General features: G+C 42.9%; 19 protein-coding genes. 9 read left to right on the top strand and 10 right to left on the bottom strand.

The genetic code is table 11. The features are described from left to right. Positions 1-188: 188 nt before the first annotated feature. Positions 189-1,166: a cytochrome c oxidase subunit II gene (locus HG267_RS31995; protein ID WP_045873082.1), complete on the bottom strand. Its 978-nt coding sequence runs from the start codon at positions 1,164-1,166 to the stop codon at positions 189-191. 567 nt (positions 1,167-1,733) lie between these two features. Continuing rightward, positions 1,734-2,027, bottom strand: a complete 294-nt coding sequence (gene fdxB, locus HG267_RS31990; RefSeq protein ID WP_045873083.1) for a ferredoxin III, nif-specific — start codon at positions 2,025-2,027, stop codon at positions 1,734-1,736. 350 nt (positions 2,028-2,377) lie between these two features. Here fdxB and HG267_RS31985 point away from each other — a divergent pair, with 350 nt between their 5' ends. The 4 genes from HG267_RS31985 (at position 2,378) to HG267_RS31970 (ending at position 6,757) form a co-directional block, all read left to right on the top strand. Beyond that, positions 2,378-2,503, top strand: a complete 126-nt coding sequence (locus HG267_RS31985; RefSeq protein WP_255325316.1) for a hypothetical protein — start codon at positions 2,378-2,380, stop codon at positions 2,501-2,503. Positions 2,504-3,187: 684 nt separating this feature from the next. Further along, complete coding sequence (locus tag HG267_RS31980) at positions 3,188-4,780, top strand: helix-turn-helix domain-containing protein (protein ID WP_045873084.1); 1,593 nt, start codon at positions 3,188-3,190, stop codon at positions 4,778-4,780. Between the two features lie 117 nt (positions 4,781-4,897). After that, entirely contained in the window at positions 4,898-5,158 is a 261-nt protein-coding gene (locus HG267_RS31975) for a hypothetical protein (protein ID WP_155539520.1), read from the top strand. A gap of 165 nt (positions 5,159-5,323) precedes the next feature. Next, positions 5,324-6,757: a DNA cytosine methyltransferase gene (locus HG267_RS31970; protein WP_045873085.1), complete on the top strand. Its 1,434-nt coding sequence runs from the start codon at positions 5,324-5,326 to the stop codon at positions 6,755-6,757. 14 nt (positions 6,758-6,771) lie between these two features. On the opposite strand, the gene HG267_RS31965 is transcribed toward HG267_RS31970, so the two are convergent. Beyond that, a complete protein-coding gene (locus HG267_RS31965) occupies positions 6,772-7,461 on the bottom strand; it encodes a SinI family restriction endonuclease (protein ID WP_071989461.1) in 690 nt (229 codons plus the stop codon). Positions 7,462-8,056: 595 nt separating this feature from the next. On the opposite strand from HG267_RS31965, the gene HG267_RS31960 reads away from it, so the two are divergent. After that, entirely contained in the window at positions 8,057-9,613 is a 1,557-nt protein-coding gene (locus HG267_RS31960) for a sensor histidine kinase (RefSeq protein ID WP_096621755.1), read from the top strand. A 796-nt stretch (positions 9,614-10,409) separates the two neighbouring features. Here the strand turns inward: HG267_RS31960 and HG267_RS31955 are convergent. From HG267_RS31955 to cobU, 3 genes are all read right to left on the bottom strand, one after another. Further along, complete coding sequence (locus HG267_RS31955) at positions 10,410-11,060, bottom strand: response regulator transcription factor (protein ID WP_045874231.1); 651 nt, start codon at positions 11,058-11,060, stop codon at positions 10,410-10,412. A gap of 272 nt (positions 11,061-11,332) precedes the next feature. Next, positions 11,333-11,770: a hypothetical protein gene (locus tag HG267_RS31950; RefSeq protein WP_045874230.1), complete on the bottom strand. Its 438-nt coding sequence runs from the start codon at positions 11,768-11,770 to the stop codon at positions 11,333-11,335. 165 nt (positions 11,771-11,935) lie between these two features. Next, complete coding sequence (cobU, locus tag HG267_RS31945; protein WP_045874229.1) at positions 11,936-12,484, bottom strand: bifunctional adenosylcobinamide kinase/adenosylcobinamide-phosphate guanylyltransferase; 549 nt, start codon at positions 12,482-12,484, stop codon at positions 11,936-11,938. Positions 12,485-12,695: 211 nt separating this feature from the next. Here cobU and HG267_RS31940 point away from each other — a divergent pair, with 211 nt between their 5' ends. The 4 genes from HG267_RS31940 (at position 12,696) to hpsU (ending at position 16,321) form a co-directional block, all read left to right on the top strand. After that, positions 12,696-13,514: a hypothetical protein gene (locus tag HG267_RS31940; protein ID WP_045874228.1), complete on the top strand. Its 819-nt coding sequence runs from the start codon at positions 12,696-12,698 to the stop codon at positions 13,512-13,514. Between the two features lie 217 nt (positions 13,515-13,731). Next, on the top strand, positions 13,732-14,664 hold the full coding sequence (locus tag HG267_RS31935; protein ID WP_045874227.1) for a glycosyltransferase: 933 nt from the start codon (positions 13,732-13,734) through the stop codon (positions 14,662-14,664). Positions 14,665-14,691: 27 nt separating this feature from the next. Continuing rightward, positions 14,692-15,582 (top strand): glycosyltransferase family 2 protein, encoded by an 891-nt coding sequence (locus HG267_RS31930; RefSeq protein WP_045874226.1) that lies wholly within the window; start codon positions 14,692-14,694, stop codon positions 15,580-15,582. A gap of 130 nt (positions 15,583-15,712) precedes the next feature. Then, positions 15,713-16,321 (top strand): hormogonium polysaccharide biosynthesis acetyltransferase HpsU, encoded by a 609-nt coding sequence (gene hpsU, locus HG267_RS31925; protein ID WP_369792193.1) that lies wholly within the window; start codon positions 15,713-15,715, stop codon positions 16,319-16,321. 153 nt (positions 16,322-16,474) lie between these two features. On the opposite strand, the gene HG267_RS31920 is transcribed toward hpsU, so the two are convergent. From HG267_RS31920 to HG267_RS31905, 4 genes are all read right to left on the bottom strand, one after another. Then, complete coding sequence (locus tag HG267_RS31920; protein ID WP_045874224.1) at positions 16,475-17,440, bottom strand: 2-hydroxyacid dehydrogenase; 966 nt, start codon at positions 17,438-17,440, stop codon at positions 16,475-16,477. Positions 17,441-17,589: 149 nt separating this feature from the next. Next, complete coding sequence (locus tag HG267_RS31915) at positions 17,590-18,786, bottom strand: hypothetical protein (RefSeq protein ID WP_045874223.1); 1,197 nt, start codon at positions 18,784-18,786, stop codon at positions 17,590-17,592. Continuing rightward, positions 18,699-24,506, bottom strand: coding sequence for a HEAT repeat domain-containing protein (locus HG267_RS31910; protein WP_081584153.1), 5,808 nt, complete (start codon positions 24,504-24,506; stop codon positions 18,699-18,701). The genes HG267_RS31915 and HG267_RS31910 overlap by 88 nt, the downstream gene beginning before the upstream one ends. Positions 24,507-24,631: 125 nt before the next feature. Continuing rightward, on the bottom strand, positions 24,632-24,841 hold the full coding sequence (locus tag HG267_RS31905) for a hypothetical protein (protein WP_155539635.1): 210 nt from the start codon (positions 24,839-24,841) through the stop codon (positions 24,632-24,634). Positions 24,842-25,133 lie beyond the last annotated feature (292 nt).

Genomic DNA, 25,133 nt, shown 5'->3' with positions numbered 1-25,133 from the left:
CGCTCCGACTTTGCGCTTTGTCCTTTGTCATTTGTGGTTTGTCATTTGTGGTTTGTCCTCTCTTACAAAGTTCTGATCGCCGGTAGCCGGCGCTCCGACTTTGCGCTTTGTCCTTTGTCCTTTGTGGTTTGTCTTTGATCCAATGACCAATAACCAATGACTAGTGACTAATGACCAATAACCAATGACTAATGACTAATGACCATTGACTCTAGAGTTGCTGCATTCACTCCCAAATCTTTGACGTGGGGGGCGAGAAACTCTGATGGGGATAAATCGGCTGGATTCACTGCAATTGCTTGATGCAAATCTTGCTTTTGAGCAACTTGGCTTTCTGTTAGCCAGCTTTCATACTCTTCGGGTGTGTGGACAATGACTTGCGATCGCATTGAGCCGTGATAACCACCACACAGTTCTGTACAAACGATGGGATATGTACCTGTTTTGGTGGCTACGAAACGCAATTGTGTTGGTATTCCGGGGATTGCATCTTGTTTCACCCGAAATTGTGGCACCCAAAATGAGTGAATTACATCCTGTGCTGACAGGTTGAGTTGCACATCAGCACCAATAGGTACGTGTAATTCCCCAGTGGAAACTCCTTCCTTGGGATAGTCAAACAACCAAGCAAACTGCATCCCAGTCACATTCACAACTAAATCGGCTGCTTTATCTTGGGTTGTGGATGTTGCACCAATACCGATGGTAGGCGCTGCTGTAGATGCTAATGAATTATCCAGAGTAGCTGCGATCGCACTCCCTTTCATCTCAGCCACATGAGCCGCACCATGAGGATGTCCAGCCGGCTCCAAACCTCCCATCCGGTTAAACACATCTACACTGTAGATGCCCAAACAAACTACAATCAGCGTTGGGATTGCAGTCCAAAAAATTTCTAGGGGAACGTTACCTTCAACCGGCGCACCATCGGTATTATCTCCCCGACGGCGGCGGTACTTAATCAAGAAAATTACAATCGTTCCTTCTACTACCAAGAAAAGAGCGATCGCAATGGTAAACATGATATTGAAAAAACCATCTACCAAAGGCGCTTGCAGCGATGCTTCTACCGGCAGTAGAGAATGGTTATTACCAATCCAAATGCTGATTGCTGTCACAATAATGCCAGCAACCAGAGTCCATAGTGAAACAGGAATTTGTTCCATACATACTACCTGCTCTGTAAATGCTGGGATTGGGGATCGGGGATTGAGTATTGGGTACTGGGTACTAGAGATTAGAAATTAATTTCTCACATTCCCCAGTCCCTAGTCACCAGTCCCCAGTCCCTAGTCCCCAGTCCCCATTTTGTCTCTCATTATGTTTGTAACTTACCCCTATAAAAATTGGGAAAATTTTCCAAATGTCTTCACATCCTTTCCCCCAAAAAATTAAAACAATATCTTTGTTTTTATGATAAAAAATACTATGATTTGTACCAAAAGCTATTCATGGCTAGCGCTTTTGGCTCTAATATTAATTTAACTGTCTGAGCCGCAATTATGGATTTGTTAATAGATAACAGTTTGCAATTTACAATATTGTTTACTACGAACTTTTTGCCAATTTCGATTCAAAATCTCTTGTAGCAAAGCATAAATAACTACATAGTATTCAATCACACCCTAGTTAACAGTAGATAAAATGTTACTTGAAAAGATTTAGATCCCCGACTTCTTGAAGAAGTCGGGGATCTGAACAGCAATTACGAATTACGAATTACGAATTCATAATTAATTATTTAATGGAGCGTGGGTGTAGCAATTTTTAGGACAAATACGAGAGCAAGCTTCGCAACCAATACAGTTGTCGGGGTTAGCAACAACCATTACCTTGCGTTCAATTTCTTCATCATCTTCATCTTCAACAAATTCGCCTTCTTCGTTGAGCGCTTTCAAATCAAGCACACTATACCCGCAGGCTTTCATGCATCTGCCACAGCCGATACATTTATCCTTATCAATTGATTGGGCGAATTTGGGAGTCCAAGTTTTACCTCCAAAGGTCAATCCTGTTAGTTGTGCCATGAATAAATCCTCGGCAATTGTGCCTACAAATATGTTTGTGCTTTAATCGTTATCCTAACTTAATCTTAATAGTCTATTTTTGCTAATAAACAATGTTTTTTGCATCATCAAAGTTTTATGACTTATATCAAGTATTACTTGTTTGTTTATTGACTTTTTTAATTGCAATATTTTGCCAACTATGATTATCGAATTATCTTTGTCCTACTTTTATACTTTGATAAATAAACCTTGAAATCAAGTGAGTTAGCACAGTCTCATGTGGTTCTGCTGCTGTAAATCCATCAGCCAAATACAGTTATTAATAAAATATAAAATCAACTAACTGATTTTTTTATGAGTATATAAGCGTGGTATTTATACAATTTATGCCCTTGTCAAATCAAGATTTTTTTGCTGAATCAGAAAACCTTGAGATAACAGTGTTGAGAGATACAGATGGCTTGAATATTGAAAGCGATCGCCCAGACAACTAAAATAGTTATTATCCCAATCTTTTTACCATAATCTGAAATTAGCAGTTGATACAAATTTAAATAAAATGAATGTGATTATTGCACATTAAACCAAATTATCTGGCAAACTTGATTTACGAAAAGAACTGTAATCATGATTGCAGACCATAAAGTAATGTAAAATATTAAAATTATTAATAAATAAGTTGAATACCATTAAAAGTAAGGTCTGATGTTCGAGTAAAACAGTTTGGCTAAGATTTTAAGGTCAAAGAAAATCTATCTTCTGAGTCTCTAAAACTAAAGTTGCTAAAAACCAGTTCTAAGCTCATTGTGAACAAATTTCTCAATATGATTATGAAAATTATAGTTAATAAAGAAATAAATTATGGCGCGTCTGAATTGTAAATTTATGCATTAAGGCTGTCATTGGTTATTAGTCATTAGTTATTTGTGTTGACAAAGGACGAATGAGCAATGACGACCCTGACAAATCAATATCCAATTTAAGCGCGTAATAGCTGAACAAGAGGCTCAGGCGAACAGCCTTAAATAGCTTCCAAATGGATGCAATTTCTCCAACAAGAAACAATTTTCTTGTTAGCAAAATAAGTTGGTGGCGAGTCGTGAATCTCATTCAAAGAGAGGGTACATCCTGGGGAGACTTGAGCCAAACATCTCAACGAGTATAGTTGGAAGTGCATTATGCCGTATACAATTCCTAACAACAGTTGCGTTGGATGTGACAATTGCCGACCCCAATGTCCGACGGGTGCAATCAAAATCGAAAACAATGAATATTGGATCGATCCTTGTCTTTGTAACGATTGTGAGGGTTATTATCCCGAACCGCAATGTGTAGCCGCCTGTCCGATCAAATCACCAATTCCGTGGCAAGCAAAAAAGGGGAGATGTAAAGTAGAACCAAGAGATGCTACCAGTCCAGATTTATTTTCTAATGGTAAAAATAACGCCTTTGCTTCAGCGATTGTGATTTGGGAAGCTTGTAACGTCCTAGCACAGCGTACTTCCTTACATTGGGAAATCGATGAAGCTGGGTATTTATCCTATAGTAGACAAGTTAATCAAGGTAGAGGTGCGATCGCATTTCATATCCAAGATGCATTAAATAACAGTACTCGCACTACAGACATTGCTGCAATTGAGGCTTTAGATATTAGAGCCACTTGCATCCATCTGATTTTTGCAGCTCATGCTACAGCAGTAGAACAACCTTGGGAACAAGAGTTTTCCATTGACGAACGCCAACTAGAGAAATATTTAGGACTAGAAAAACGCAAAGACCTAAGCAAAAATGCCAAGCTAGCTTTAATGAAAAACATAGTGCAGCAAGCTTGCTCACTAATTATTTCCATAGACTGGCCCCAACAAGGGAGAGTTAATGGCTTCTCCGTCGCTGGAACCCGCTTATGGCATTTAGTAGATATTGAACACCACTTTCAAGAAGATAAGCAAGGATGCAAATACTTAGTGGGGTTGACTTTTAAAGTTAAAGCGGGAATTTGGGCGCAGCATTTCTTAAATAAACAAGCATGTAAAGAACGCACCGCCTTCTATCAATATGGTATTTTGCCAAAAACCCTGCTCACAACTATTATGAGCATTTGGCAACAACATGAAGGCGCAGCCAGACTGATGCTGTGGTTGCTGTTTAAAACCAAAATGGGGCGAGAACAACGCATTACTGTCCCTACTTTGCTACGTGTAGCTTACGGTGAAGCAAAAGTCACCTCAGCATCCAGACAACGAGAAGAACGCAAACGTCTGCTGCGAACCTTTGAAAGCGACTTGGAAATGCTTAATCACTATGGCATTAAACCTATATTTGATCCAGTTACTTACCCGATAGAAATTCAACCATTATGGGCAAAGTTAATTGATGTCCCCGAAGATCCAGAAGCAGCCTTAGAATTTTGGACAAACGATGGTAATGGCGACACCCGGCTAACAGACACAGGCCCCCGTGGTAAATGGAATCTGCTGATGAATGCGCGGATTTTATCCTTTGAGTTACCGACAGAATGGGAGCAACAAAGCTCAGACTCCGACAAAAAATCACGGCGTAACGTTAATAGAAGCAAAAGAAAACCCAAAACCACAAGCGACTTACTTGGCGAACAGATTTTAGCAGCGCGAAAAAATCTCAACCTCTCCCAGCGAGAATTGGCAAAGTTGACAGGTAAAAGCCAAAGCTGGATTCGCGATATTGAAAATGGGCGTTTAAAAGTCAAGTTAGAAGACCAAGCGCTCTTGCGGAAAGTACTGAATATGGCTTGATGGATTTAGTACTAATCATTTTCGGTGAAGGGGAAAAAGGGGAATGGGAAAAGGGAAAGAAACCACCTTTCACCCTTAACCTTTAACCTTTTTCCCAAAAGCTATTTTGAGTTCAAAATGCTATCCCTTGTAGTATTGGATTTATTAGCATCTGGTATTTTGGCGAAACATCGCCGTGCTATCTTAACGCCACCTGATGCAATGTTAATGCATGGGGTTACATCGTTAATGCATTGCCCTACAATGCCAATGTATCGCCTTACATTGTTAATGTATTGCCCTACATTGTTAATGCATCGCCCTACATTGTTAATGCATCGCCCTACATTGTTAATGCATCGCCCTACATTGTTAATGCATCGCCCTGCAAAAATTTAACTTGCCTTTTCAGCTAAGTCATCAAGGGATAAATCACACAATGGGGTTGAATCTCTCTTAACAGTCAACCGCCAACTATCAACACTTTATCTCTTAGGTAGCAGTTTGACATGATCTTTGAGATAGTATTACTTATGGTATGAAAAAAGTTTCGACTGAGAAAGTATGGAAGTTCCATATCTATCCACAAAAGAAGCCGCTTGTAAACTTGGCTTTTCTGAGCAAAGAATTCGCTCTTTGCTCCGAGAAGGTATACTCGTTGGTCAGCAAGTTGGTAAAACCTGGGTGATTATGTCAGATTCCATAGAATCTTATCAAGCGAAGTTAGAAACTAATGATCCATCTGATCGCAAAAGCAAGAAAAAACACGGGAAAGGCATTAAAGCACTATCTTTCTTTTCGGGTGCAATGGGACTTGATCTCGGTTTAGAAAAATCAGGAATAGAAGTTGTTCTTGGGTGCGAAGTGGACAAATATTGTCGCAAAACAATAATATCTAACCGACCGGAGATAGCTCTGATTGGAGATATTTCATCTTATACAACAGATGAAATTCTTGAATATGCAGGAATATCAAAAAACGAGGTTGATATTATTGTTGGGGGACCACCATGTCAAGCATTTTCAACTGCGGGTGCGCGCCGTGGATTTAATGATAAACGCGGTAATGTATTCTTAAAATTTATAGAAATAATTCTTGATATTAAGCCTAAATACGCCGTTATAGAAAATGTTCGTGGTCTTCTTTCTGCACCCCTAAAACATCGACCTCATGCAGAACGAGGAGAAAATAACCCCCCCTTGAGCATAGATGAATTACCAGGAGGTGCTTTACTTCATATCATCAATCTTCTTCGTCAGGGAGGATACGATATCAGCTTTAATCTATACAACACAGCCAATTATGGAGTTCCCCAAGTCAGAGAAAGGGTTGTGATGATTTGCCATCGCGATGGCGGTAAGGTTCCTTACCTTTACCCAACCCATTCAGAAAATGGTAGTTTTGGACTACCACCCTGGCAAACTTTACGTGATGCAATCAGCAATATTCCAGAAGAAGAAGCATTGTACGTGAATTTTCCAGAGAATAGACTTGTATATTACCGAATGCTTCAAGAAGGACAGTACTGGAAACACCTTCCTCTTGAGATGCAGAAGAAAGCACTGGGAAAATCCTACTATGCTGGAGGAGGTAAAACTGGGTTTTTGAGAAGGCTTTCCTGGGACAAGCCGAGTTGTACCCTAGTCACCCATCCGGCTATGCCTGCAACAGATATTTGCCATCCAGTACTCAATCGACCTTTAAGCGTCCAAGAATATAAGCGTATTCAACAATTTCCTGATAACTGGATAGTATATGGCTCAATCATCGACCAATATCGGCAAATTGGTAACGCCGTTCCTGTGGGTTTAGGAGAAGCAATAGGTAAAACAATTCTCACTCATATGAGTGGGCAATTCCAGCATCCTCCACAAGACTTTCCATTTTCAAGATATAAAAATAATGATGATATCTCCTGGGAGAAAAAAACCTCTACCACCATCATCAAACATAATTTAGAGGATAAACCGTTGTCAGGCATCGAGTGTTTTAAATAAATTACATAAATCGTTCAATCGTTAGACATGATATTTTTCAGATTTTGCAAATAATTTTCGACAAACTTTTGGAAATTTTCTTCCGATAAGTTATGTGGTGTTGTTAATGGAAAATTTTTCCAATTGTCCCCTTGCTTTTTAGAAAACGTTCTATGCCATTTCTTGATAGGTGTTCCGTTTCTAATTGCTGATGATGAGGAGTTTTCAGAATTATCTCGGTTTTTTACTTGTAACGATTGCCATTGTCTTTGTTCGTCACGATAGATGAAATCTACAGATCTAACTACCGAACCTGAACACCATACCCAACCTTCATCTTCTAGAGTATGTGCTATGTATCTTTCCAGAAGGTCACCAACTAAATTTTCAGCACCCATAGAAAGGAGATGCCATTCTTTTGCTTTTTGAATTTCATCCGCAGGAACATTAAAATACTGATTTAATATAATTCCCACCATTTCATCAGGAATAGTTTTTGGTGGTTCGGGAGTTTTCTGCTCTCGACCTTTTTTAAAATTCCAAGCTTGCGCCTTTATATAATTAAGGGTTCCAATTTCGGAACTGTCTTTACTACGTCCAGCAGCAGCCATATTTGGGTTATCACAGAGAAATTCAATCACGGTTGCATACTTAACAGATAACCTTGGATCGATCTGATCCATGACTTCTTTGGCAGCAGAGTTTGCATTTTCAATGAAAGACACCGTACTAACCTCTATGACACAAGCATCCTTTCATATCATGTCTGATTAGACAAAATGCTACCAGTAATAAAAGATGTGATAGCCTGCCGCCACTAGCCTCATTGGTGTCAACTTAAGCTAAAAGCAATATAGGGCGGGCGTTGTACAAATACCTCGCGCCCTCATCCCCTAACCCCTTCTCCCGCAGGAGAAGGGGAACTAAATCTCTGGCTCCCCTCAACCTGTGGGAGAGGGGCTGGGGGTGAGGGCGAAACCTTGCACAAGAGCGGGTTTCACGTTAAGTTGACACCCACTAGCCTACACTCCTGCAAGCCTCTACATCAAGCAAAAGTTATCAAGGCAACAAATTGATTGACCTAACAATACTCAAAGTGCGATCGCCTGAACGCAAATCTATCTCCTCTGCGGCTGATGTCGGCAATAAATATTTACACTGAGTATATTTAAACCAATGTTTAATAATAGTATTTAGCTACTGCTTTTTGCATTCAGCAACGCTAAGTAAACAATAGTTACAGAAATCAGGAAAATGCGCTGTAGCCACTGATGCAAGTATGTAGCCTGTCACCATATATTATTGCAGTGGGTGGATACCGTGGTATCTGAGAATCATAGCGATATATCAATAGCCCGTGAGCAAATGCTGCAAAATCTCCTGCAAATAGAAGACTTAGCAGCAGTGCAAGAACGTAAACGCATTGCTCGTGAAATTCATGATTCCTTGGGGAACGCCCTGACAACTCTCAATGTGCAGCTACAAACAGCGCACAAACTTTGGAATATCGATCATACCCTAGCGGAAAAGTATTTACTAGAAGCTCAACGACTAGGTGCGATCGCTATTCAAGAAGTGCGCCAAACTGTCAAAAGTATGCGCGAGGTTGTACCTCTAGAACAGCCGTTAACCGAGCTGATCGATTCTTTAATTCAAAATTTTTATCACGTTACAGGTATTGTACCTGCTACCAATATTGACATACCTGCATCTTTAGCCCCAGAAGTAGCTAAAACTCTCTACAGAATCATCCAAGAAGCTTTGACAAATATTTGTAAATATGCAGAAGCCACAAAAGTAGAGATTAATCTCACTCACACCTGGGAAAATTTGTCCCTGATCATCCAAGACAACGGCAAAGGATTCAAAATTTCGCAAAACCGCAGTGGATTTGGACTGCAAGGAATGCAAGAACGGGTATCAGCTTTAAAAGGTAATTTTAATATTGATACAGAACCGGGATATGGCTGTTGGATTGTGGTTAATTTGCCTTTGGAACAGGAGAAAGTTCATAGACAGCCAAGCCCAGAACCAGAATATAGTTTACAAACTGCCAATCAAACTTCAATTGCAGAGGCTTACGTCACAGAAGAATTTAATTTACAAATCACTGAGACAACTCGAATTCAAGAACTTTCTGCATTAGAGTTTGATTTAAAATCACTGGATACAACTTTACTGCGAATAATTCCCCAACAAAATTTAAATTTAGAGTTACCTGATACAGTTCCCATTGCAGAGAATGAAGGACAGGAAAGCTTTGATTGGGAACAAAAAATCATGTTTCCATCTCCGTTGTCAATTGATGAGGCAGAAATTGAGCCGGAGCATTCACTCTGCAATCACAAATTTATTATTCAAGTTGTACAGGCTTTGGCTGAATTCATCGGCCCAATAGCTGATTTCTTAGTTCACAAGCTGTTGCAATCTTACCCTGATATTTCTCAAGAAGAACTTATCGAAATATTGGCATCAGAATTATCTGAAAATAATTCAATATTACCAATGTTTAATCATCAGGAAGTTATAGATAAACTATCTGTACATCGTGAGCCAGATAATTCAATTGAGTTAAACCAGCAACCAAACTTGGTAATCAAGAAATCTTGGGTTCAATCTGAAGTTCAATCCACACCAAAGAATTTACCTGTCAATTCTTCAGATACAGATGAACAATCTATTTCTGCAAGCTTTTTATGTCAATGCGAACATAAATTAGCTGAAATTATTGGGCCAATAGCTACTTTTATTGTGAAAAAAGTTGCCAAATCTTCTGAAAGAATTTCTCGTGCGGAACTCATAAAAATGTTAGCGGCAGAAATCCCCGAACCAAGCAAAGCCAAGCAATTTCAGCAGCGTCTACTGTCTCAAATTTGAGTATTACTTGTGATGTAATTTTGCAATGTAGGATGCGTTATTAACGCATCCTACCTTAGGGATTTACAAGAAATAAATTATTCCATCTTGTGGGGCGGGCATCTTGCCCGCCACATAATCTGGGCGGACAAGATGTCCACCCCACAATAAATACTGGGATATTTTTTGATTTGGAAGTCCCTTATACAAAAAATGTGAAAGATTGTAGGGGCAAGGCAATGCCCATTGGTGTCAACTTAACGTGAAACCCGCTCTTGTGCAAGGTTTCGCCCTCACCCCCAGCCCCTCTCCCACCAGGAGAGGGGAGCAAGAGATTTAGTTCCCCTTCTCCTGCGGGAGAAGGGGTTAGGGGATGAGGGCGCGAGGTATTTGTACAACACGCGCCGTATATAGCTTTTAGCTTAAGTTGATACGTATGGGCATTGCCTTGCCCTCTAGAATATATTGATGTGTCGCAAACATTATTTGATTTAGTATTTTCTTTGATTTTGCAATATGAAATGTAGTAGCGTGTCTAGACTAAAATAGTGCGTTAGATTAGAAAAAATTAACCGCAGATAAACAAGGCAGTGCGTTGGGCGGGTTTCCCGACTTGTACCCCTACGGGGAAGCAAGCTACGCGTAGCGTCTCCCCTTGGGAGAAGCAACTGCCGTGCGGATAAAATTAATCTTTAGTGCAACATTTAAGGTTAGACACGCCAGTAGGATGCGTTACGCTGGCGCTAACGCATCCTACAATTGAGATTTTTTGAGGATTCAAATCAGATTATTAAATATAAATCGCTATATATGAATATTATTTATTCAAAATAGAATTAGCATAAATTGCCAATTGTGAGCGATTTTTCACATTTAAACGATTAAATAAATTGGTGACGTGGGTTTTAACTGTACCTTCGGAAATATACAGTTTCTCGGCAATTTCGCGATTAGTTGCACCCATACCAATCAATTGCAAAACTTCTTGTTCTCGATTTGTGATTCCACCCAAATTCTGCTGTGGTGTTTTTTCTTGGCTAACTGGTTCTGAAGCTGGTGCTTTACCTAGCATTTTCTCAAATAACCCTGGTGCCATTTGGGTAAAACCTTTATACACAAACCGAATCGCCTGCGCTAGTTCCTCCGATCGCATATCTTTGAGTAAATAGCCTTTAGCCCCGGCGCGCATAGCCTCAGCGATATTTTCATCATCATCAAATGTTGTGAGGACTAATACTTTCATCCCAGGAAAGCGCTGACAAATAATGCGTGTGGCAGCTTTACCATCCATCACAGGCATTTGAATATCCATCAAAATCACATCAGGTTGCAAAACTGTAGCTTGCTCAATAGCCGTTTCACCGTTATCAGCAGTTCCCACTACTTCCAAGTCTGACTCTAAGTTGAGCATAACTTTAATTCCGTCTCGGATGAGAGATTGGTCTTCTACTAATAACAGCCGAATCATGATGAACACCTCTGAAAGTGCTACTGAGTGCTGAGTTGGAGAGACGCGATTAATCGCGTCTGTAAATGAGTGCTGAGTAAAAATTTTATTGTGACTTTTGTCAATGGTGGGGAAATTTTTTTATTGAGACTGCCTAAATGAAGGCTGATGAGACTTTGATTATAGTTAGGATACCAAAAACCGCGATCGCTTCTCTATAGCGACAACACCCAGCCCCCGAATTACTCCGTGGGATGATTAATTTAAATTAAGAATTATCTGTAGGGGTTGACTTAATCTGCAACAGTGCTTGATGAATGCACCTTCTGCCAAAGGCGATCGCGAATTATCTGAAGTTGCTCTTGGGTACTGATAGGGTTACGTGGTTGCGGTAGTTCGCTATTAGGCCAGTTTGGTAAAGTATTGCAGGGACAAGACAAAGCTGGCATACCAAGGTTCCGCATTGGTACTGGCATTTCGCAACGACTACAAGGCAGCATTTCCCATGCTGGTGTTAGCAGTTCCGCAATTGTTTCATCAGTTCCTTCTAGATGACACTCATCGGCTTGATGACAAATTTGTTGCCAGATGCCTTCAAATTCTTCACTATAGCGATCGCCTTGCAGCACTTGTTGAGGCAATAACTCTGCCTTGCCATTGCCAACCATAACCTTCCTGCCTAACTGAAACCAGTAGGCCAGATATCTTTTAACGTCTTGTTCGTTTGCCATATAACTAATTCTAGATTGTAAATTTGACACTTTGATTATTCAATGTTGAATAAACAATTAAGAGATTTAGTCAACACTTGTAGAGACGCGATTCATCGCGTCTGAGATTCATCGCATCTGCACTCAACAATGAACACTTAAGTATATTGCTTAATTGTAAATCGCTTATCTTTCTGGGGGCGGTAATGGCACACCAAGAATGCTGAGATTTAATACATGACCCCCAGTTACTAAATAAACACTATCGCAAATAACTCCTAATTGGCGGACTAACATACCCAAGCGATCGCGGAATTGACGGCCACTAGGATAAGCAGGTACAACTCCCCAACCCACTTCTTCTGCAACAAATAACATATCTGCCGCAACTAGTTGTACAGTCTCTAAAAATTCTGTTATTGTATTCTCCCAGCTAATTTCGTCTTGTTCAAGCAAATTAGCTACCCAAGTTCCTAACGAGTCAACTAAAAGGCAGGTGTTTGGTTTGGCATCAGCTAAAGTAGCAGTAAGTTCTATAGGTACTGATAAAGTTAACCAATCTTGAGGACGGCGTTGCTGATGTTTTTGAATGCGTTTTTGCCATTCTTCATCAGCTGGGTCTGACACAGCTGTTGCTACGTAAACAACAGTCTTTCCTGACTGCATCGCTAGAGTTTCTGCCCATTCACTTTTACCAGATCTCGCTGGCCCTGTGATTAAGATCACTTTACCCAAAGCCTTTTCCTTAATATTTTTAATTGATTCAGGTTAGAATTTCTGAACTGAATTTTCCCGTTAGGGCTGAGATTGTTGGTTTTAAATATCTCTAAAGAGATAAAATTAGCACCAGCATCATTGATGCACAAATGGCATAAGCCAAAAATCCCAACAACCCCATTGTGAATTATTCAACACTACTGGGGACAGCAAATTTCAGGATATCTTTATGAAAACAGGCTGGAAACGCATTGAGGCAACTCTACACGATTTAGGGAATAAAGGTAGCGCCGATACTCCAGAAACAGGTGATCCGCAAAAGCGGCCTTTCTCTTTTAGAATCAGCGTTGGGACAACTGAATCTACAGATAGTGTGCTGAATCCTTCACCAGAGGAACTAGAGAAAGAGGGAAAAACAATTGACCTCAGTCCCGATGCTGAAGGTAGCTTTTCTGACTCAGAGGAATTATTTGCCCACCATCCTGGTGTACAGGCTTTTTCGACACAAGATAGCGGTGGTAAAACACCTAGCCTACCGAAATTTAAAACACCCAGCTTCAGCAACCATCGCCACGGTGCAAATCCGGGATTGGCAATGAATTTGTTAAAGGATATTGAGGAAACCGTTGTAGGTTGGGAGAAGGAACTACATACGATCCTCAAGCAAATTCAAGATGTTTATTTAGAAGGGCCAATAGTCAATGGCTGGTTAGAATCCAACACCAAAGAACCAGACCAAGGCGGAAAAGCGACATTACGCCATGCAGAAGTTGAGCAGCTGATGGATTATGTAGAAGAAATTTGTGCGGCGGGTGCTAAAGTTTCTTATCAATCTTCCCGTACAGGCTACCGTCTATGCGGTGTAGATGCTTCCGGCCAAGTTTGGACACGTCCCTGTCCACCCGATCAGGTTCCATCGGTAAGTATGGCGATCGCACGTTATCAAAAATTACGCCAACTTTTAGGACGCAAACAATACCTGGAAACTCGCCTTAGTCAATTAGCTGAAACACTGGTAATATTACACAGCCACGTTCAGCAAGCTTAAAGTTCTCAAGATTATTTCCGAAGAAACTCGGTTGGTAGGAGTAAATTTTTGGTATAGATTAGCGGCATTAGGTTACGGTTGGATGTTGTCATGAGTCATTGGTCATTAGTCATTAGTTATTAGTCAAAGCTTTATAGACTTTGTATAACTTGCGACTGTTGGCTTGAGACTTTTGACCACAGACAACTAGTAACAATAAACACCATAACTAATGCCTATGCCAGATATCCAAATCTCTGCCATTATTTGTACTCACAATCGAGACACCTATTTAGGTGCGGCGATTGATAGTCTGTTGGCACAGAATTTTGCGGCTGAGTTTGAAGTTTTGGTAGTTGATAATAACTCCAGCGATCGCACTAAGGAAGTTGTAGCACAAAGAGCCAGCAATCCTAGGTTAAAGTATGTCTTTGAGCCAACTACTGGTTTATCTGTAGCGCGCAATACGGGTGCAAAACTAGCGAGTGGAGAGATTCTCGCTTATTTAGATGATGATGCAGTCGCAAGCGATCGCTGGCTTTCAGTATTTTATGATGCCTATAAAAATAACTCGCAACTAGCGATCGCTGGTGGTAAAGTTACTCTTTTATGGCCCCAAGATGTACAACAACCACGCTGGCTATCCCCTGGATTAGCCGCAAATTTGGGTGCATACGACTTGGGTGACAGCACAACTTATATTGATAAACCGAGTTTCACACCCAGAGGTTTAAATTACTGTATACGCCGTTCCTTCTTGGAAGAAATTGGCGGTTTTGATCCGCATCTTGGTCGAGTCGGCAAAAATTTATTATCCAATGAAGAACTACAAATGACAGAATTTGCCCTGCAAAAAGGTTGGCAAGTTGCTTATCTTCCCGCAGCTTTAGTGGCACACAACGTTGCACCAGAACGCCTAAAACGTTCTTGGTTTTTAAACCGCGGCTGGTGGCAAGGTATTAGTGAATGTTACCGCGAACAGCTAGCAGGGAAAGCCGGAATTAGCCAATTACAACGAGGTGGCGAACGCTTTATTCGCGGTTTATATAAAGCATTGCAATACTTTTCCGATCCAGCAGAACGCTTTGACAAGCTTGTTTATGCTTATGGTCAGATTGGTTATTTAAATGCTGCTATTCAAGGGCTGCTATCAACAGCAAATAAAAAATAATATCTAAAAATCTATTTTAAATCTTATATGTCATCTAAAATTCCTGTTTCTGTACTTATTCCCGCTAAAAATGAGCAAGCTAATTTACCAGCCTGTCTCACTAGCTTGCAAATGGCTGATGAAGTATTTCTAGTTGATTCTCAAAGTACAGATAACAGCGTCGCTATTGCAGAAAGCTTTGGCGCTCATATCGTCCAATTTAAATTTAATGGTAGCTGGCCGAAGAAGAAGAATTGGTCTTTAGAGAATCTGCCATTTCGCAATGAATGGGTGTTAATTGTCGATTGCGACGAGCGGATTACATCGGAATTATGGGCAGAAATTGCTCAAGTAATTGAAGATGATGAATATGCAGGTTATTATCTCAATCGTCGGGTCTTTTTCCTAGGAAAATGGATTCGCCACGGTGGTAAATATCCCGATTGGAATTTGCGGTTATTTAAGCATAAACAAGGGCGTTACGAAAACCTGCATACCGAAGATATTCCCAATACTGGCGACAATGAAGTTCACGAACATGTAGTTTTAGATGGTAAAGTCGGCTATCTCAAAAACGATATGTTGCATGAAGATTTCCGCGACCTTTACCACTGGTTAGAAAGACACAATCGTTATTCCAATTGGGAAGCCCGCGTTTATTACAATCTGCTCACCAATCAAGATGAAGGTGGCACAATTGGCGGACATTTATTTGGTGATGCAGTCCAACGCAAACGCTTCTTAAAAAAAGTCTGGGTACGTCTACCATTTAAACCTTTATTACGGTTTATTTTGTTCTACATTATTCAGCGCGGCTTTTTAGATGGCAAAGCTGGCTATGTTTATGCCTGTTTATTAAGCCAATACGAATATCAAATCGGAGCCAAACTCTACGAATTACGCGACTGCGGCGGAACGCTGAATACGGCGAAATCGTAGTGAGGGGGATGAGGGAGATGAGGGGGATGAGGGGGATGAGGGAGATGAGGGGGATAAGGAGGATGAGGGAGATGAAGAGAAATCCCAATTACCAATTACCCATTACCAATTACCAATTACCCATTACCAAATGACAAATAACAAATACCCAATGCCCAATGCCCCATGCCCCATGCCCCATGCCCCATTTGCCGATTTACGCAAGTATGACCAATCCTGGTTTGATAGAGGGCGACCGGGTTGGTATATTTTGTTGTGGTGGTTGGTGCAGGCGATCGCGTTTCCTTTGACTATACAACCGTTAAATCAGCTGCGTTGTATGTTGCTGCGCTTGTTTGGGGCGCGGATTGGTAAAGGTGTATTGATTCGCCCGACTGCACGCTTTACCTATCCTTGGAAAGTTACTATCGGTGACTATAGCTGGATTGGTGATGATGTCGTGTTCTATAGTCTGGATGAGATTCACGTCGGGGATCACTGCGTAATTTCCCATAAAAGTTATCTCTGTACTGGTAGCCATGATATGCGCGATCCGGCTTTTGGCTTGAAGACAGCGAAGATTACTATTAATAATGGCGTTTGGGTAGCAGCTGATTGTTTTGTCGCCCCTGGTGTGGAAATCGGCGCAAATGCTGTGATTGGTGCGCGTAGTAGTGTTTTTACTTCCATGCCATCTGGACAAGTTTGTTTAGGTAGTCCTTGCCGTCCGCAATATCCTAGGATAGTTGATAATTCGTAGTTCGTAATTGATGGAGTAAGGGACTTCCAAATAAAAAAATATCCCAGTATTTATTGTGGGGTGGACATCTTGTCCGCCCAGATTACGTGGCGGGCAAGATGCCCGCCCCACAAGATGGAATAATTTATTTCTTGTAAATCCCTAAGGATTGGTTTAGCGGTAGACTTCTGGGTTGACGCAATAGGGAAGACGATCGCCTTTTAAGCCGGCGATTAAGTTTGCGATCGCAATGTCTGCCATTTTTGCTCTTGTTTGACGGCTGGCGCTGCCGATGTGGGGTGTGATAATCAGGTTGTCTAAGGTTAGCAAGGGGCTATCCATTGGTAGCGGTTCGGGATCGGTGACATCTAAAGCGGCGGCGGCGATTTGCTTTTGGGAAAGTGCCCGATACAATGCCTCTTGGTCGATAATCGTTCCCCGTGCGGTATTAATTAAGATAGCCGATGGCTTCATTAAAGCAAATTGGCGATCGCTTAATAAATGATATGTCTCTTGATTCCCTGGGGTATGGATACTGATAAAGTCAGATGTTTGCAATAACGTGTCTAACGTTACAAACTCCGCACCATAACACTTTTCTACTTCTGGCTGACATTTACGGTTGCTGGTATATAGTATTCTCATATCAAAACCTTGGGCACGACGCGCTACAGCTTGTCCAATCCGTCCCCAGCCGATAATACCCAAGGTAGCACCTGCAACATTCGGCCCTAATAATAAATCTGGTTCCCAAGTGCGCCACAAACCTGCACGGGTAAATCTATCAGCCTCCACAACTCGCCGTGCAGTAGCCATGATTAATGCCCAAGTTAAATCTGCGGTGGCATCAGTTAATACACCGGGCGTATGTCCCACCGGAATTTTCTGTGCAGTCGCTGCGGCGATATCGATGTTATCGAACCCCACAGCCATTTGACTAATAACTTTCAGCGAGGAACTAGCAATTAACTGTTGGTCGATTCTATCAGTCAACAGACACAACAACCCATCTACAGCCTTCACCTTAGCCAGCAACACCTCATAAGGCGGCGGCTGACGTTCCGGCCAAACTTCCACAGATGCATAGGCATTGAGTGGTGCTAAATCAGTTGGTAGATTGCGAGTAATGAAGATTTTCATTTGTCATTAGTCAATTGGTAATGGGTAATGGGTAATGGGTAATGGGTAATTGGGATTTCTGCTCATCCCCCTCATCTCCCTCATCCCCCTCATCCCCCTCATCCCCCTCATCTCCCTCATCTCCCTCATCTCCCTCATCCCCAATCCCCTCACTGCTGCCTCACCCATTCCTCAAACAGGCGGGAGCCGACTGTATAATATTCATCATCACTGCTGCTAATTACACCAGTACCAGCGATGACTTCTAGGGCTTCTGTGACTTTGGCGCGGCTGAAGTTGGTATATTGTGCTAACTCTAGGGGTGTGGTTGTACGGGTATGGATGAGGGCAGAATAAACTGTGCGTTCGTCTTGGCTAAAACAGCCGGAGAGGTTTTCGTCGTTCCACCAGGCGGAAAAGTCTTTGTCGTGGTGCTGGAGTAATTTGTCGATGAGATAATCGCGGAAGTCTTGCTGGTTGGAGTCAAAAATCAGGTTGAGTGATTGTTGGGTGAGGTAGGGGTGACATCCTGACCATTCTAGGATTGCGGTGATGGTATCGTCATTTAAAGTGATGTTTTCTTGTTCGGCGCGATCGCCTATCAATTTTTTGGTATCTTCTGCAGTTAAAGCCCCTAACCATTCGATTTCGGCGATGTTTAATAATGGCGAACCAACGCGCTGCTGATATTCCTTTAAGTTGCGGTAACCGGAGAGTAATAAACCTAAGCTAGATTTGATGGCGGTGTCGGTATCTTTTAAGCCCCGCAGGTAAGCCCAAGCGTCATTCGCCCAATCTTCGTTGACAATGTACTCAGCGCCATCGATGAGGAAGCAAACGCCTTGAAACTTCAGCTTCCGCAGTTCTTCTGTGGTTTTTAAGAATGCTAACCGGAAGTTATCGTTATCTAAACGCTTTTCTGTATCGGCATTAGTAAAATTTAATTTAATATCTGCTTGGCTGAGGAACTTTAAGGTTACTTCTCCACCTGTGATTTTACCGAGAAAGTCGCGGTACATTTGGCGAATTTCGGTTAAAGGAACTTGTCGCCACCTTTCTATGGCTTCCCGCAGTCTGGCGATGAGGAGGTAACGCAGGTTGTCTAAGTCTTTGGGTTGTTCTAACTGGAGGTTAATTAATACGGGGAAGGCGCGCCGGGGATAACTGCTAGTAGGATTAAGTAAATTCCATTCCACAGCCCGTAAAGCGCTGGTTTTACCTAAACGCCTTCCGCCTAACAAAATCCGCACTTGAAAGGGGGATTTGAGCATGGTATTAATTAAGTCGCTGCGTCCGAAGAAGTGGGAGGGATCTGTAATGGCGACGCGGTAGTTATCGAAGGGACGTTCTCCACCAAAATCCGACATTGTTCGCTTTCCTCTACTGTCATTTGCATCTGTATCCAATGTGATAATAGAGGAATTCGGAGATGGTAGAAATCCTGATGCTCAATTTCCTCTTGATACAACAATCCAACATTTGTGAGCCAATTACAAGCATCTAGGCATTGGTTGGCGGTAAAGCGGCTTTGCAGGTGGTGGAGTAGGGCTGCTTGGGGGATTTTGTCGTGGAATGGTTCGTTACAGGCGATAACGCGCAAAATTGAGATTGCAACTTGAAAGTTGCGTTTTTCTAAGTCTTCCCAAATGCTTTTTTCCAGGTAATTCTTTAATTCGCCTTTCTGGGTTAAGGTTCTGGCTAAATAAGGTTCTACCATTGCCCAGGTAATTAGCAGATTACCATTTTGATTGAGCTTGGTATTATTATCTTTAATCTTCTCTGTTAAAAAGCGAGCTAATTGACGAGATACAAAGGGATGTCCGCCGCTTTGGTTGTGGATTTGTTGGGGCGTATCTGTGTCAAATTCTAAGCCCATTAACTTACCCAGATTCACCAGCATATCTTGGGTTTCATCGGTGGAGAAAGGAGCTAAAAAGATTTCTTTGAAGAAGCTATAGACTGGATTTGTGGCAACTCCTGGTTGTGACCAATAATTAATGCGATTACAATCGGGATGCACATCAGCAATGAGTAATGAGATTTGCCGTTGTTGTTGGCATAATACTCGCAACGCACCAAAAACAGCATTAAATTCTTCGGCTTTTTCGCGGCTGTCTGCTGGGGTGGGAATAATCCTTTCGACTTCATCTAAAAAGCAGAGAATCGGCAATTTATATTGATTATTTTTCTGAATGGCGCTTGCAAGTTGATTTACTCGTTGAATAAATTCACTCGCTAATTCGCTGGCTGGTTTATCGGTGGCGAAAGGTGGAAATTGGGGGAGTGGTTCGGCACTTTCTAGAGTTGAGAGACATTGGATAAACTTGTTAAATAAATTCGCACCGTAGCGAGAATTGCTATAACTTTGTAAATCGATGCGGACTATAGGATATTCCCGCAGCATAAAGTCTAATTGAAATAACACTGAGGTTTTACCTGACTTGCGTAAGCCAAATAAACCCACACCTTGATATCTGATTAATTCTTCGCCTAAGCGTTGTAGTAATTCTGTGCGCCCGAAAAATGATAAGGTATCGGTGATGGCGTTTCTATCATCAAAGAAATCAGCCCGTTGCAGGTATCTATCAGTATATTCTTCCAGCAAGCCGATACAGTCATATTTATTGCTTAATGCCTTTTCTACAGATGATAATGGCATGGGAATCAGCAGAAAAGCATCGCGTAACCGTACCTTAGCAATTTCCATTCTGGCTGTAGTATCTGGCGGGAGTTTGTAGATTAATAAGCCAGCTTTTTGGGTTTGTTCTGTAGGTAATTGCTGGGCAAGTTCTACCAATTGGATAATATCTTTATCGGTGGGGGTATCAACAGTAATTAAAACCGGGAAAGGGGCATAACTGCTGAGACTACTGGTAATAGATTCGATAATTAGATATTCTTTTTCCCGCTTTACCTGAGCATCAACTTGTTCTAAAAACTTGGCTACTAAATCTAAATATTCAGTTTTCTGTTCGTGTTGTTGTAGGAATTGCTTAAATGTCTCGGCTTGAGTCCATTGAGAAGGTAAGCGTAACTGTACTAACTGGAAAAACTTATCACTTAAAGTATGGTCTTTGCTGTTAGCTGCATATTCAATAATATGTTCTCGCAGTTCCACAGCCGCATCTAAAGGCAGTAAATTAGCTAATAACAGATAGACACCGCGAAATCTGGGATCGTTAATGTGTTGATTAACTCGTTCTTGAACTGCTTCACCTTCACCCAGAAAGTTTTGCACCAAGAAGAATTCCATGATTTTATCGTGGCGGAAATACCAGATTTTCTCGGCTTCGCCCTTGTCATTTTCCCATTGACGGCTGATGACCATTTTATATTTTTCATCTTCCAAGCTGGTTAATTCCCGTTGAAATTCCTGGGCGGGTATGATGGTTTGATCATTGAGCCGCATTTGGTAAACAGCTTGAGAGAATCGCTTTAAAGGGAATACCTGATGCCATTCTCGCTGGTATTCCGCCGACATTAGCTGATATTGCTGTTCTTGCAAGCGAAATAAATTAGGTTGCTGTCCCTGTGATAGCATCAACGCCACCAGCGTTAAATCCATCGGGTTAGAAAGAATGCGCTTGGCTGCGGCTAAATCTTCCGGCGATTGTTGTTCGTTAAAGGCTTCCGCGAGGTAGTTGGTACAAGCTTGCGCGTATTTACTCTGCGTAGGGTGCGTTATGGACGATAGTCCTAACGCACCAGAAGCGTCGCTGGGTACGCCAGCCTCGGATGGTGCGTTAGCCTGCGGCGTAACACACCCTACATCATTTTGCGTAGGGTGTGTTATGGACGATAGTCCTAACGCACCGGAAATCTCGCTGGGTACGTCAGTCTCCGATGGTGCGTTAGCCTGCGGCGTAACACACCCTACATCATTTTGTGTAGGGTGGGTTATGGATGATAGTCCTAACGCACCGGAAATCTCGCTGGGTACGTCAGTCTCCGATGGTGCGTTAGCCTGCGGCGTAACACACCCTACATTTTCCCCATTCCCCAATCCCCGTTCCCCAGTCCCCAGTCCCCAGTCCCCAATCCCCAGTCCCCTCGTCAGCAAAAACCGCTCAATCTGCTCTCGCTGCAATGGCTGCAATTCATATTTCTTCGCTGTGGAAGGGGGTACCCAATCTAGGGGCTGGGTGGTCATAATGATATTGCCACCAAAAAAGCTTTCGGCAAACTGGGAGACTTTCGCCCTGGTGTCGGCGGTGACTTCGTTGAGTCCGTCGATGCAGATATCTAAGGCTCGGTTGTAAATCAGGTTTTTGAGGAATTTGGTATCGTCTACCTGTCCCCGTAGCTTGGCATAAATTGCTTCTAGTACGCCTTTGTCACACTTTTGGGCGGGGAGGTAAACAAATAAGCGCTGGGAGTTGTTCGCTAAATGGCGGAGAAACATTGATTTACCTAAACCAGATTCGCCTTCTAAGACGATTTGCCCTTGCAGTGTGGGGATTGCTTGGGTAATTGGTTGAATTTCTGGTGTTATGTTGTCCGTGAAATCTGTCTTTGGCTGTACCCCTTTTCGCAAAATCCTACTTGTCATTGCGAACGGAGCGACAGCGTAGTGAAGCAATCGCAAGATCCGGAGATTGCTTCGCTCCACTGCGTTACGCTCGCAATGACGGCTGATAAATTTCGCTAGAAAATTTTGCTTTCTTCCCCATTCCCCCTTCCCCTGTCCCTTTCCCCCTCCCCCCCGTGGAACCTTGACAAAAGACTCACCAAAATAAGCTTGCTCAACGAAATTATCTAACCCCGCATCTGCTAGCAGCAAAGGTTGAAATGGTTCTAACAATCTTTGACGCAGCCAAGGAACCCAAGTTAAGAGTAAGCCAATGTAACCAAAACCGAGAATTCGCCTTGCCCAAGGATTCCAGAATAAAGGTGCGAGAATTTGGGTAAATTTAGGGTAGGCAAGGATGAGGGTAAGCCAAATGGCAAGGTGAATGAGGATGATGTTTCTGGCGAGGAAAAACCACTTCCAAAATGCTAGATTATCAATGACACGCTGCAAAGTATCAGCTTCGTTATATCCACCTTTTTTAAGGTTTTCATGGTGACGTTGAAGTAACGCGATATCCCATACTTGCCAATGAACTAGTTTAGCAACTACAGCAATTCGTTGTGCCAATTCAACCCGCAATTCTGGAAGATAATCACTAAGTTTCCAGGCTTGATCAAACAATTCCATGATTTCTCTACCCTTGTCAGGAGTCAAATCATTTGGTTTGGTCTTAGGCTTGCCAATCCATTGCATCAAAGTTTCTACATTTTCGTCGCCACCACCGATGAAATGCGCCAGAAATCTTAATTGACTTACGCCAGAAGGATATTTTTGCACTATATCCAGAACTTGCACTAAAACGGGCAAACCTTGCTTACCTAGTTTTAATAAAGCTTCCAGTGTCGCACTAAGGACATCGGAGTCAGAATCTTTGAGGAGTGCAGCGACGTTGGCGGCAAAGTCTTTGGCTTGTATCTGCCCCAGTGCAGAAGCTGCGGCACTACGGACATATGATTGAGAATCTTTGAGGAGTGTGGCGACATTGGCAGCAATATCTTTGGCTTGCATCTGCCCCAGTGCCGAGGCTGCGGCACTACGGACATATGATTCAGAATCTTTGAGGAGTGCGGCGACATTCGCGGCAAAGTCTTTGGCTTGCATCTGCCCCAGTGCAGAGGCTGCGGCACTACGGACATATGATTCAGAATCTTTGAGGAGTGCGGCGACATTCGCGGCAAAGTCTTTGGCTTGCATCTGCCCCAGTACAGAGGCTGCGGCACTACGAGCATCAGAGTCAGAATCTTTGAGGAGTGCGGCAACGTTGGCGGCAAAGTCTTTGGCTTGCATCTGCCCCAGTGCCGAGGCTGCGGCACTACGGACATATGATTGAGAATCTTTGAGGAGTGCGGCAACGTTGGCGGCAAAGTCTTTGGCTTGCATCTGCCCCAGTGCAGAGGCTGCGGCACTACGAGCATCAGAGTCAGAATCTTTGAGGAGTGCGGCGACGTTGGCGGCAAAGTCTTTGGCTTGCATCTGCCCCAGTGCCGAGGCTGCGGCACTACGAGCATCAGAGTCAGAATCTTTGAGGAGTGTGGCGACATTGGCAGCAATATCTTTGGCTTGTATCTGCCCCAGTGCCGAGGCTGCGGCACTACGAGCATCAGAGTCAGAATCTTTGAGGAGTGCGGCGACCTTGGCGGCAATGTCTTTGGCTTGCATCTGCCCCAGTGCTTTGGCTGCGGCACTACGGACATATGATTCAGAATCTTTGAGGAGTGCGGCGACGTTGGGGGCAAAGTCTTTGGCTTGCATCTGCCCCAGTGCTTTGGCTGCGGCACTACGGACATTCCAGTTAGAATCTTTGAGGAGTGCGGCGACGTTGGCGGCAAAGTCTTTGGCTTGCATCTGCGCCAATGCATCGGCTGCGGCACTACGAGCATCAGAGTCAGAATCTTTGAGGAGTGCGGCGACGTTGGCGGCAAAGTCTTTGGCTTGCATCTGCGCCAATGCATCGGCTGCGGCTCTACGAGCATCAGAGTCAGAATCTTTGAGGAGTGCGGCGATGTTGGCGGCATAGTCTTTAGCTTGCAGCTGCCCCAGTGCCGAGGCTGCGGCTCTACGAACATATGATTCAGAATCTTTGAGGAGTGCGGCGACGTTGGCGGCAAAGTCTTTGGCTTGCATCTGCCCCAGTGCCGAGGCTGCGGCTCTACGAGAAAGGCTCTTTTCTTCTTTTTCTTCTGTGTCTGGTGGCAATAGCTGCTTAACAAGCAGATTTACAACATCTTGATAGTTGGGAATTTGCTTTTTGGGATTATCTAGCTTGTATTCTCCCAATTTATTTACCGCTTCTAGCCTCACTCCAGCATAGGGGTCTGCCAGGGCTGCGAGAATGCCTTTAATTTCCCAATCTTGAGGCTTGGGTTTGGGTTCTTCTTCGGCATTTACCCAACTCAGGGAAAAGATAACAGTTAGTACACAAGTAAAAATAAACAGGAAAATCCGCGATAACCTGCGACGGTTGCCGGCATTTTTGGGCATGATGGGGAGACAGAACAAAAGGCTCTTAGTTGTCATTTGTTCTTGGTCATTTGTCCTTTGTCCAATTAAGTTAGTGTAGCAGTGGGATTGGCTGGGTGGGAAGAAGGGGGAAAGGGGAAGGGGGAAGGGGGAAGGGGGAAAATTAAGGGATTCACAACCAATTAGATCTGGTTGTTTACCAATGAGCGCTCATCCATAGAGAACATCGGTTCCTTCATGACCAACGTGATCGGGTTGTCTATCAATGAGCGCTCATCCATAGAGAACATCGGTTCCTTCACAACCAACGTGATCGGGTTGTCTATCAATGAGCGCTCATCCATAGAGAACATCGGTTCCTTCACAACCAACGTGATCGGGTTGTCTATCAATGAGCGCTCCTTCGTTCACAACCAGCGCTCATTCACAACCAATGAGGTCTCATTTATTGAAAAGGCGATCGCTTTGTCTATGAATAAGGGATTTCCAAGAAATAAATTATTCCATCTTGTGGGGCGGGCATCTTGCCCGCGACATAATCTGGGCGGACAAGATGTCCACCCCACAATAAATACTGGGATATTTTTTTATTTGGAAGTCCCTAAGGGATTTCCAAGAAATAAATTATTCTATCTTGTGGGGCGGGCATCTTGCCAGTGGTGTCAACTTAAGGTGAAACCCGCT

This window comes from Tolypothrix sp. PCC 7601 (assembly GCF_025677855.1).
GTDB classification, from domain to species: domain Bacteria; phylum Cyanobacteriota; class Cyanobacteriia; order Cyanobacteriales; family Nostocaceae; genus Aulosira; species Aulosira diplosiphon.
Note: the sequence above shows the minus strand (reverse complement) of the source record. Positions and strands in the feature narration are given on the sequence as shown.

Coding starts and splice junctions, on each gene's coding strand:
- HG267_RS31955 (WP_045874231.1), bottom strand. CDS start 11,060: ATGATTCGGCTGTTATTAGTAGAAGACCAATCTCTCATCCGAGACGGA.
- HG267_RS31940 (WP_045874228.1), top strand. CDS start 12,696: ATGAAAACAGGCTGGAAACGCATTGAGGCAACTCTACACGATTTAGGG.
- HG267_RS31930 (WP_045874226.1), top strand. CDS start 14,692: ATGTCATCTAAAATTCCTGTTTCTGTACTTATTCCCGCTAAAAATGAG.
- HG267_RS31950 (WP_045874230.1), bottom strand. CDS start 11,770: ATGGCAAACGAACAAGACGTTAAAAGATATCTGGCCTACTGGTTTCAG.
- HG267_RS31995 (WP_045873082.1), bottom strand. CDS start 1,166: ATGGAACAAATTCCTGTTTCACTATGGACTCTGGTTGCTGGCATTATT.
- fdxB (WP_045873083.1), bottom strand. CDS start 2,027: ATGGCACAACTAACAGGATTGACCTTTGGAGGTAAAACTTGGACTCCC.
- HG267_RS31980 (WP_045873084.1), top strand. CDS start 3,188: ATGCCGTATACAATTCCTAACAACAGTTGCGTTGGATGTGACAATTGC.
- HG267_RS31975 (WP_155539520.1), top strand. CDS start 4,898: ATGCTATCCCTTGTAGTATTGGATTTATTAGCATCTGGTATTTTGGCG.
- HG267_RS31920 (WP_045874224.1), bottom strand. CDS start 17,440: ATGAAAATCTTCATTACTCGCAATCTACCAACTGATTTAGCACCACTC.
- HG267_RS31910 (WP_081584153.1), bottom strand. CDS start 24,506: ATGACAACTAAGAGCCTTTTGTTCTGTCTCCCCATCATGCCCAAAAAT.
- HG267_RS31935 (WP_045874227.1), top strand. CDS start 13,732: ATGCCAGATATCCAAATCTCTGCCATTATTTGTACTCACAATCGAGAC.
- HG267_RS31970 (WP_045873085.1), top strand. CDS start 5,324: ATGGAAGTTCCATATCTATCCACAAAAGAAGCCGCTTGTAAACTTGGC.
- hpsU (WP_369792193.1), top strand. CDS start 15,713: ATGACAAATAACAAATACCCAATGCCCAATGCCCCATGCCCCATGCCC.
- HG267_RS31915 (WP_045874223.1), bottom strand. CDS start 18,786: ATGTCGGATTTTGGTGGAGAACGTCCCTTCGATAACTACCGCGTCGCC.